At 34.0% G+C, this 9,422-nt stretch carries 7 protein-coding genes; all 7 read right to left on the reverse strand.

Going from position 1 to position 9,422, the window contains the following annotated elements; all coding sequences use genetic code 11:
• Nucleotides 1-113 precede the first annotated feature (113 nt).
• A complete protein-coding gene (locus H4J62_RS19605) occupies nt 114-2,231 on the reverse strand; it encodes a YjbH domain-containing protein (protein ID WP_182218675.1) in 2,118 nt (705 codons plus the stop codon).
• A 237-nt stretch (nt 2,232-2,468) separates the two neighbouring features.
• The gene (locus H4J62_RS19610) at nt 2,469-4,409 is read right to left on the reverse strand and encodes a nucleoside-diphosphate sugar epimerase/dehydratase (RefSeq protein ID WP_182218677.1); all 1,941 of its coding nucleotides are present in this window, start codon (nt 4,407-4,409) and stop codon (nt 2,469-2,471) included.
• Nucleotides 4,410-4,957: 548 nt separating this feature from the next.
• Nucleotides 4,958-5,524, reverse strand: a complete 567-nt coding sequence (locus H4J62_RS19615) for a sugar transferase (protein ID WP_182221018.1) — start codon at nt 5,522-5,524, stop codon at nt 4,958-4,960.
• 245 nt (nt 5,525-5,769) lie between these two features.
• Entirely contained in the window at nt 5,770-6,711 is a 942-nt protein-coding gene (locus H4J62_RS19620; RefSeq protein WP_182231371.1) for an NAD-dependent epimerase/dehydratase family protein, read from the reverse strand.
• A 2-nt stretch (nt 6,712-6,713) separates the two neighbouring features.
• The gene (locus H4J62_RS19625) at nt 6,714-7,511 is read right to left on the reverse strand and encodes a glycosyltransferase family 2 protein (protein ID WP_182231372.1); all 798 of its coding nucleotides are present in this window, start codon (nt 7,509-7,511) and stop codon (nt 6,714-6,716) included.
• Nucleotides 7,512-7,604: 93 nt separating this feature from the next.
• Nucleotides 7,605-8,690, reverse strand: a complete 1,086-nt coding sequence (locus H4J62_RS19630; protein ID WP_259365007.1) for a glycosyl transferase family 1 — start codon at nt 8,688-8,690, stop codon at nt 7,605-7,607.
• A partial coding sequence (locus tag H4J62_RS19635; protein WP_182231373.1) for an O-antigen polymerase occupies nt 8,671-9,422 on the reverse strand: 752 nt, incomplete at its 5' end. The genes H4J62_RS19630 and H4J62_RS19635, both read right to left, overlap by 20 nt.

Below are 9,422 nucleotides of genomic sequence, written 5' to 3' on the forward strand. Positions count from 1 at the left end.
TCACTAACCAAAAAAACGGCTACATAGCCGTTTTTTTTTATCTGTCTTTACAAATTCATCTCACTCCCAGCAACTCAAATTGTCACTGGGTTTTATTAATAATGGTAAACATATTAACGCGCTTGATAATAAGCCTCTTTTAAGCGATTCGAATTTTCATAAATATATTCACTGCCTAAACGGTCATGATTATAAAAGGCACTATCAAGGTTATAAAACTGCTTAGTGTTATCGCCAGTACCTGGTGTTAGTCTATTATGGCTTTCCCCAATGAGCGTATTCACTGAGTAATTCCACTTAGGCTTACCTCTTACTTGAAAGTATTTATTATTGTAATCTTTACGTGGTGTTAACGGTATTGAAAAGCCAAGACCAATAAATTGATTAGCTTCTTCACCGTCAATTTTTGTATTTTTATAGGTTAAATTTAAAGACACATCACCAAACATTCTCTCTACTTTAAAGATTAAACCTTTATCGCGTTGCCAGTACTTTCCTACCTGTAGTTCAGCAGTCGCATTAAGATGAGCGTTATAATATTTATACGTACCAATAAGAACCTCTCTTGGTTCAGGTTCTTTTGGCGACCTACAACGTAAAGCTAAAATATTACACCCCGCGTAAGCCCTGCCTGTTGGTACTAATTGGTTTTCATATCTTGCAGTGAATAGGTTTAATTTATGAGCACCACCAACACTTTGCCAACGAGCTTCGTTCGCTACATAGTTATAAGTATCACGATAGCGACCAAAAAAAGTCATGTTTTTTACCGAATACGGTAATGAAAAGGTCTGATGAAAGCTATATTCTTTTAGTCCTGTTGTTTGCTTATCATCAGCGAAATATTGACCATCATCAAAGTTATCGGTTTCAGCAAACTGTGCAACATGTGCAGCGGTTAAAGCAGCACCAGGCCATAACGGTAATTCAACGTGGCTAATTAAGGCTACAGACGCATCAAAGACGCCAAAGTCTGTACCCACTCTAGAGACTATTCCAGGCCAAAAGGTAAAGCGGGGTTTTAGCCAAAAATTATTACTATTATCAGCATCATCCGAGGTTAACCGCTCAGTGGCAAAAGTATCCGTTGATATATCAATTTTTAAAGGCTTATCATCTCTTAAGAAAGCATCATATTCAGCGATACTACCTTTTACGACTAAAGTTGAAATTTCTCGCTCTTTCAGTACTAAAGTAAAGTGCGAGTAATTATGATGTATATTTTTGCTGACAATCCCTAGAATAACGCCAAGACCATCTATTTTGTTACGGTTATAAATGTGATCTTCAAGTTCTACATAGACCGTATTTACATTAGCTTCAGCAACCCTGATTGATTCAAAACCTTCTTTAACCAGCAATTTTCTTAACTGTAATCGTTCAAGTGCACCTGAACGATAAGCATTATCTAACTCAACATCATTTATAGTTAATGCTACGTATTCACCCGTTTGTTGTAATTCACTATCACCTTTACTATGGTTTATCGGGTTACTTTTTCGCTGCGATGAATGAGTACCTGCATCATAATCAAGTGGTATAGTTAACCCTATGCCATAATAAACATCATCTTTTAATGCTTCGTTACTACTAGAAATAAGTAGTTCAGAAGTTAATTGAATACCGCTGCTCAGCCACTGTTTAGGTGAAGATAAATGCATACCTAATTGAGTATCGGCTGCATCATATTCTGCTGAGAGTTTTAACCATTGATAAGGCTGCCACTCAACACCCGCAAAAACACCATCAAGACGCCCTTGGGTTGAGTCGCTTTGTCCGATACCCAGTGAAATATTAACGTCTTCTAGGATGTTTTTTGTCGCCACAGCATACTTAGCATCAAAATAGTTCGCTGCACCACCCAGATCTTGAATACCTAAAGCTAAACTAAACCAGTCTTTTGGGATAAAAGGGATACCTATTTTAATGTTGGCTGATAGATCTGTAGGGCTACTGCCACCGTTGGGGGCTTGGTAATCAGCTAACCGGGCTGAAATTTCAATATACTTCCATAAACCGACACCAAAATTATAATTATCACCGTTTCGATAACCATCTCTTGTTTCAACTTGGTTACTGTATTTCAGATAAAGCGTACCTTCATCAAACAAAGTTGCTGTCGGGGTATTTATTAGTCCGCTATACCCTTGAAAAGACATACTTGCCACAGGTTCCGCGGCATTAAGAAAACATGGCAGTAAAGCCAATACAAATAAAATACGGTGCTTCATTTTAATAAATCCTAACAAGGTTAATTCTAACTATTGATAATAAGAGGTCGTAGAGCATAATAGCGCCAGGTACTGTGTAACTTAGATCGACAAAAATCATAGGGTTTGTAGTGCTATAACTTTAAAAACCATTCTGAGCATTCAACCCCGAATGGCTTTTAAATCATAATAACGAAAAACATCCACATTTTAATGACTACTTAAACAGCAAGCCATTAGTTTTAAAGTATTTGCGTATTAAGTGACTTTTTTCAACGCGATAATTTCAGCTGTTTTCAACGGCTCTTTTTCTTTTTGTAGCCACACTAAATCACATATTCCATCGGAGGGGTTAAATCCTGTTGGGGCCTTAAGCAAAATCTCACGAATTAACTCATGGTCAAACGCATGACAGGCATTATCCAGTTTTTTTAGCAAGGGCTCTAGCTCATGCCAATCAAGCATGGCTTCTTTGGCACTCATAATACGCTCATGAATAGTGCCTGAAACGTTATCACCTATAAGCAGTTCTTCATAAAGCTTCTCACCGGGCCTTAACCCAGTACACTTAATAACAATGTCACCGTTAGGCTTGTTATCAGATTTAACCGAAAAGCCACTCAAGTGAATAATTTTACAGGCTAGGTCATAAATTTTTACTGGCTCGCCCATATCAAGTACAAATACATCTCCACCTGTGCCCATAGCACCGGCTTGAATAACAAGTTGAGAGGCTTCAGGTATCGTCATAAAATAACGAGTAATGTCTGGATGCGTTAACGTTACCGGGCCACCACCCTTAATTTGCTTTCTAAACAAAGGAACCACTGAACCAGACGAACCTAAAACATTTCCGAAGCGAACCATACAAAAACGCGTAGTATCTTGTGTTTTAGACAACGCCTGTAGTACCAATTCAGCCACACGTTTAGTCGTCCCCATTATATTCGTGGGTCTAACGGCTTTATCGGTAGAGATTAATACAAAAGTCTCAACATTGGCATTTATGGCAGCACGCGCTGCATAATAAGTACCAAAAACATTGTTTCTAACACCTTCAACAACATTATGCTCAACCAATGGTACATGCTTGTATGCGGCAGCATGGTAAACAGTTTGTACGGCAAAACTTTTCATCACAGTTTCAATGCGATTAACTCTTTGCACTGAGCCCATAATAGGCAATACTTCTACGATTAAACCGTGTGTTAATTTATATTCATTAAGCTCTTTATCAATGGTATACAAACCAAACTCAGACGACTCAAATAAAACCAGCTTAGCTGGCTTTAGCCGAATAATTTGACGACATAATTCAGAGCCAATAGAACCACCGGCGCCAGTAACCATAACAATTTTATCCGCGACATTAGCATTCATTAACTCAGGTTTAGGCTCTACTGGGTCACGCCCTAATAAATCTTCAACGCCAACATCTTTAAACTCTTCAAGCTTAGCTTTACCGTCAACAACATCAGCCATACCAGGAATAGTTAATATCTGCACACCTAGTGAATCAATTTTACTTAACACTTCTTTGCGATGTGACCTTGATGCACTTGGCATTGCTAATAATATTTTTTCTATATTTTTACTTTTGATAAGGCTTGGTATTTCCTCGGGGGCATAAACATGGATACCTTGAATAACGGTTCTTTGCAATGCAACATCATCGTCAACAAAAGCAACAGCGTGATATTCAGGTCCCTGTGATAAAGCGGTTGATAACTGACGTCCTGCAGAGCCAGCACCATAAATTAAGACTGGGTTTTTTTTATGCCAGCGTGGGTGGCTAATTATCGCTCTTACGCCAACTCTTGCACCACCAATCAATATCAAACATAAACTCATAAAAATAAAAGGAACAGTACGTGGTATATCAGCCGTAAAGAAGAATGAAAAACCAATGATTAATACCGCAGAAAAAACACTGCCTAGCCCAATAGCCCAAATAGCTTGCATATTCATATAACGTAGAACAGCACGATACAGACCTAGTTTTACATAAACGAGTAAACTAAGTGGCAACACACAAGAAAAAACTAACCAGTAATCTTGCTTAAATAGAGGAGAGAAGCTTTCAAGACGCATGAATAATGCGAACCAAAAGGCTAAAAATAAAAATACTGAATCTATTAATAGTGAAATGGCACGCTTATAGGGGCGTGGTAATTTCAAAATTGATTGAATCAAAGTCACTAACTAATTCCTTTTATAAATTAAAATATATTTTCCTTTTACAGAATCCCCTAGTATAAACTAAAAAAACTGAAATTTAACTGAAAATAAATGCCTTCCTGTACATTTACATAACAATTAGCTTTCTGCTTTGAGGGAATACGAGGGTCTAATCAGTTAGTCTGTTACTCTGAAATGTCACTTACTATTTCGTATAATATGGTTCGATAGCGACTTCTATCTGCAAACTTATAAACCGTCATCTTCGAAGTATCTGGTCGAAGATCCACTTCCTTTGCTTTATTTATTCCGACTATCACTTAAGCAGGAACCCAGTTTATTGTCATTCAGGCTGTATCTAAGGCTTGAATCCACAGGTTCATAACTTGAGAAAAGTAATCACTAACTATTAACAATTCCCTATAAATAAGTTTTAAAATCATCGCCTAATTCTACATAACGTAAACCATACGCAACAGTATGACGTGGTCTAATTGATACGACCACGTCACTTCCTTTGTTATTTATATGTTGTAATTATGTTTGTAAAAGTCTTTAGTCTTTAGTCTTTAGTCTTTAGTAACTCTATCACCGCTACCTGAGCCAGTAACAGTTTGGAGTATATATTTAAAATAATAACTAATAGTTAAAGTAGATATCATTTCCTCATCAGTCTTAGCCAGTAATGCCGGCGTAGACATATCTATTTCATTGACTTGAGCTAAGCCAGTAATACCAGGACGTACATTATAAACACAACGTGTTTCACGTTCAAGAATCAACTCTCCTTGGTTATACAAATTAGGACGAGGGCCAACCAAGCTCATTTCACCTTTAAATACATTCCAAAGCTGTGGCAATTCATCAAGTTTAGTCTTACGTAAAAAGTTACCAAACTTAGTAATAGAGGAACTTGATGCTAGATGGCTTGCTACTGAAGCAGTACCAACTGTCATTGTACGAAATTTTATTAATTTAAATGGTTTCTTATTTCGCCCTACTCTCTCTTGAATAAATATAGGAGAACCTGTATCAAAGTAACCGATGATGGTTAAGATAATTAAAATTGGAAAACCAAAAAAAAGCCCAAAGAAGGCAAATAAGAAGTCTAAAATGCGGATTAGTAGAAGTGTCATGTTCGTTTCTTAATGATTAAGTAGATTAAAATGTGTTATGGCTGTTTAAAAACATCAGACATAGTTTGATTAGGAGACCAACCCAACAGTTGTTTAGCTCTAGAGTTATCAACTTCTAAGCTATCAAACAACTGAATTGATATTGACTCCCGGCTTAAAGCTTTTAATAAAAGTCTAAAAATAAAAATTGGGAAAGGCCATAAAAAAATCTAAAATCCGAATTCATGTATATTTCATATTAATTCTTATTTGTTATTTGTTATTTGACAATTTGACAATTTGATAAAAGTTTCAGCCATAGTAAACGGTGGAGTCCAATTAAGTAGTTGTCTCGCTTTACTTGAGTCAACTTGAAAAACACCAACCAATTGCTCAATTGGTTCACTTCTACCCGTGATTTTACCTAATAATTTGAAAATAAATACTGGTATAGGCAGTTGTATTAATTTTTTATTTAGTCCTAGTGCAATACCATCCGTAACCTCTCTAATGGAAACATCATTGCCATCAGAAATACAAAAAATTTCATTTTTCGCTTTAGGGTGGTCAATACAAGTAGAAATAAAATCGACTAAATTATCAACAGAGATAAAGCTGCGTTTATTTGTACACAATGCAAAAGGTAACATTGGTACTTTATTAACTAATTTAACTAATTTACCAAAATTACCAGGAGCCCCTAAACCATAAACTAATACTGGACGGATGATGATAACTTCAAGTCCGGTTTCCTCAGCTATTTTTAGTAATGCGTTTTCAGCATCCAGTTTTGTATGTGCATATTCGGAATATGCGGAATGAGGTGAATGCTCATTAAATGGTAGGTTATTTGTGTTCCTATTACCTAGCACTACAATTGAGCTGATAAAAATGAAACGCTTTACACCATTTTTAACAGACTGTTGCGCAAGATTGATTGTACCATTTACATTAACCTCACGCATATAATGGAAATCACTTGATTTGTTATGTGCAATCCCAGCTAAGTGAATAACAACATTTACTGATTTAAGTGAATAGTTCCAGTCAGACGTACCATTAACATCTAATGTAAACAAAGAAGAATCATTCCGTACAGAGTTAACTATATTTCTAACTTGCCCTACAACTTTATAATTGCACCTAAGGTTGTCAATTAAATGTGAACCAATAAAGCCAGACGCACCGGTTACTAAAATCCTTGTCACTTTTATGACTCTTTATTGTTGCTTAAATAAATAGGGTAAATAAATCTATAAAGATTGGGTGCTTTTTTTTTCATAATCGAAAGAATTGAAAAGTTTAAAGTATAAAAAAAGGATTTAACACATCCTATACCTTGTAACTCTCTTAAAACATGATAGTAAGACTGAAAAGCATCTGATTTCTTGGAAGATAATGAATTACTATGCACTCTATATTTAGCTAGAGTTAATTCAACATTATAAGCTCGTTCAAACTTTTTGAGCATGTTCAACCAAAGAGCGAAGTCATGTCTTTTTTTTGTCAAGGGGAAATAAAACTTTCCAAAATGCTTTGTGTCATATATTACTGTTAAACAACCTATATAATTGCATTTTATCATATCAAAATAGTTAACACTAGAAGGCGCTTCAATCTTGGCATTCATATCATTTTCACTAAATTGCTTATAGTTAGTATATGTAAAACCGACATCGTTCTCAAGCATATACTTTATCTGAATCTCTAATTTACTAGGCTCCCAAAGATCATCAGAGTCTAAAAATGCGACAAAACGACCTTTCGCAGATTTTAGTCCTATATTTCTAGCTTTTGCAGCACCAACATTTGAATCTAATTCTATTAGTTTACATCTTTTATCTGGGAGTATTCCTTTAATGTAATTAGAACTATCATCAGGAGAGCAATCATCGATAATCAACAATTCCCAGTTTTGATAAGTTTGATTCAATACTGACTCAATAGATTCATTTATGTATTTACTTGCATTGTAACAAGGCATAATAATCGAAACTAAATTATTCATTTTTTTCCTTAGAAAATAATAATATTAACAATATGTTTTAATAGAATTATGGGTGTTTCTATTAACTCAATTCGGTTAAATCTTGTGAAAAAATTAGAGGGTATATAATTCGTTGACTTTTTCATTACTCATTACATTAGCCCATTCAAGTGTTTTTTTTATTTTCAACAACTTGAGCCTAATCACATCATATTCATCAAAAGCATAAGTTAAAGCCCTTATAATTGACTCTTTATCATTTCGATCAAACACAAGTTGTTCTAATCCATTTCCTATCAAAAAATCATTATTCTCCCCAACATTGCTCGAAATAAAGACTTTACCATAAGCAAGAAGTGTATACAGTACTCCTGACTGGCTGGCATCTTTATAAGGGAGAATAAAAATAACGTCTCGTGATAACATTGACGCTAACTCATCAAAAGGTAGATAACTATCATTTATAAGTACACTTTCAATTAAACTTAATTTATTTTTCAATGATATTAACTGTGAAGACCACTTCCCATATATTTCTACTGGCCAATCAAAAATAAAATAGTCAAAAACATCTATTCCTTTATATTCTTCAACTCGGCCCCAAAACAAAATCACTTTTTCCAGCTGAATATTCGTATCTAACCGAGTATTGGATAAGGTGTCGATAGGCATTATGCCATGTTGGACTAATTGATAATTAGGGTGTGCTCCGTAATTTTTAATAAAAGTTCGCATTGTATAATTACTGACAAATACAATTTTTGATGCAAGTTTCATTATTATTTTGTATGGCCAAAATGTTTTTTTATTATAACTATGAGGAACATCATTATGAATCGTAAAGATCAATTTATCTTTAATTAAAAAAAACAAAGTACTTTCAAATAAAAAGAATACACTCCAAATAAAATGAATTTTTTTATAGCTTTTTCGTTTTAAAAAAATATCTTTGAGCATCCTAACGTAGTTAATTAAGCCAAATAATCGATTAGTACTGCTGGGAGATATTGAGTACTCATGTAAAGTGACGTTGTCACATAACTTTAGTTTTTCAACATATTCGTAATTACTTTGTGATTTTGAAAAATAGAAATCCACATGGAATGTATTTTTCAGTTCATTTATGTAAAAATAATCGTAAGGAAGTGAATACGATGATGGATCAATTACTGCTATTTTTTTACTTGAATAATTTTTCATATTTAACCTTAATTAACAAATCAAAAATAATTAACACAACAAAACCGTAAAATGCTCCAGCATTTATTAATGGATGTTTAACGACAATGACAAATAAAATATTGTAAAGCAAAAACATAAACGTCAAAGACAATTTAAATTTCAAAGTAAGGTTTAAAATAGCATAAATATAAACTGCTTTTAAAACTAGACCAAAAATACCATAGTAACCATAAAACCAAGCCCACCAAGGATATAAAACATTAGCCCTATAACCATTGCCCAAATAGTGAAACTCAAAAACAAATTTAGATTTACTAGTCGAGATGGGATTATTGACAACATAGCCAAAAGATATAATTTGCTCTGAAAGAAAGCCAAAAAAAGGAAATAAAGACTTTTCAATACCATTTGATATTTGTATGGCATATTCAGCTAAATAAAAGGAATAAGATTTATAACGAAATAGAGTTTCTCCAATTTTGAATAAAACTTGAAATATATTATCTCCCCTCCCTTGTAAGATCGTTATATAAGAAGCAATAATTACGATAAGTAAAGTAAGAACAGAAAATTTAAATATTTTTTTATAATTCAACTTATTTGGAAAAATAAATAAAAATACAATCGGGAAATAAATAAGGAAAAGCAGATTAGTGCGTGACAAATAAAATAACATTGCTGATAAAACACCAAGAAATAATAATAGCCTAACTCTTAATGGATATTTATATATGATTGAAACAACAAATA

The organism is Colwellia sp. BRX8-5 (genome assembly GCF_014077325.1).
In the GTDB taxonomy this organism is placed as follows: domain Bacteria; phylum Pseudomonadota; class Gammaproteobacteria; order Enterobacterales; family Alteromonadaceae; genus Colwellia_A.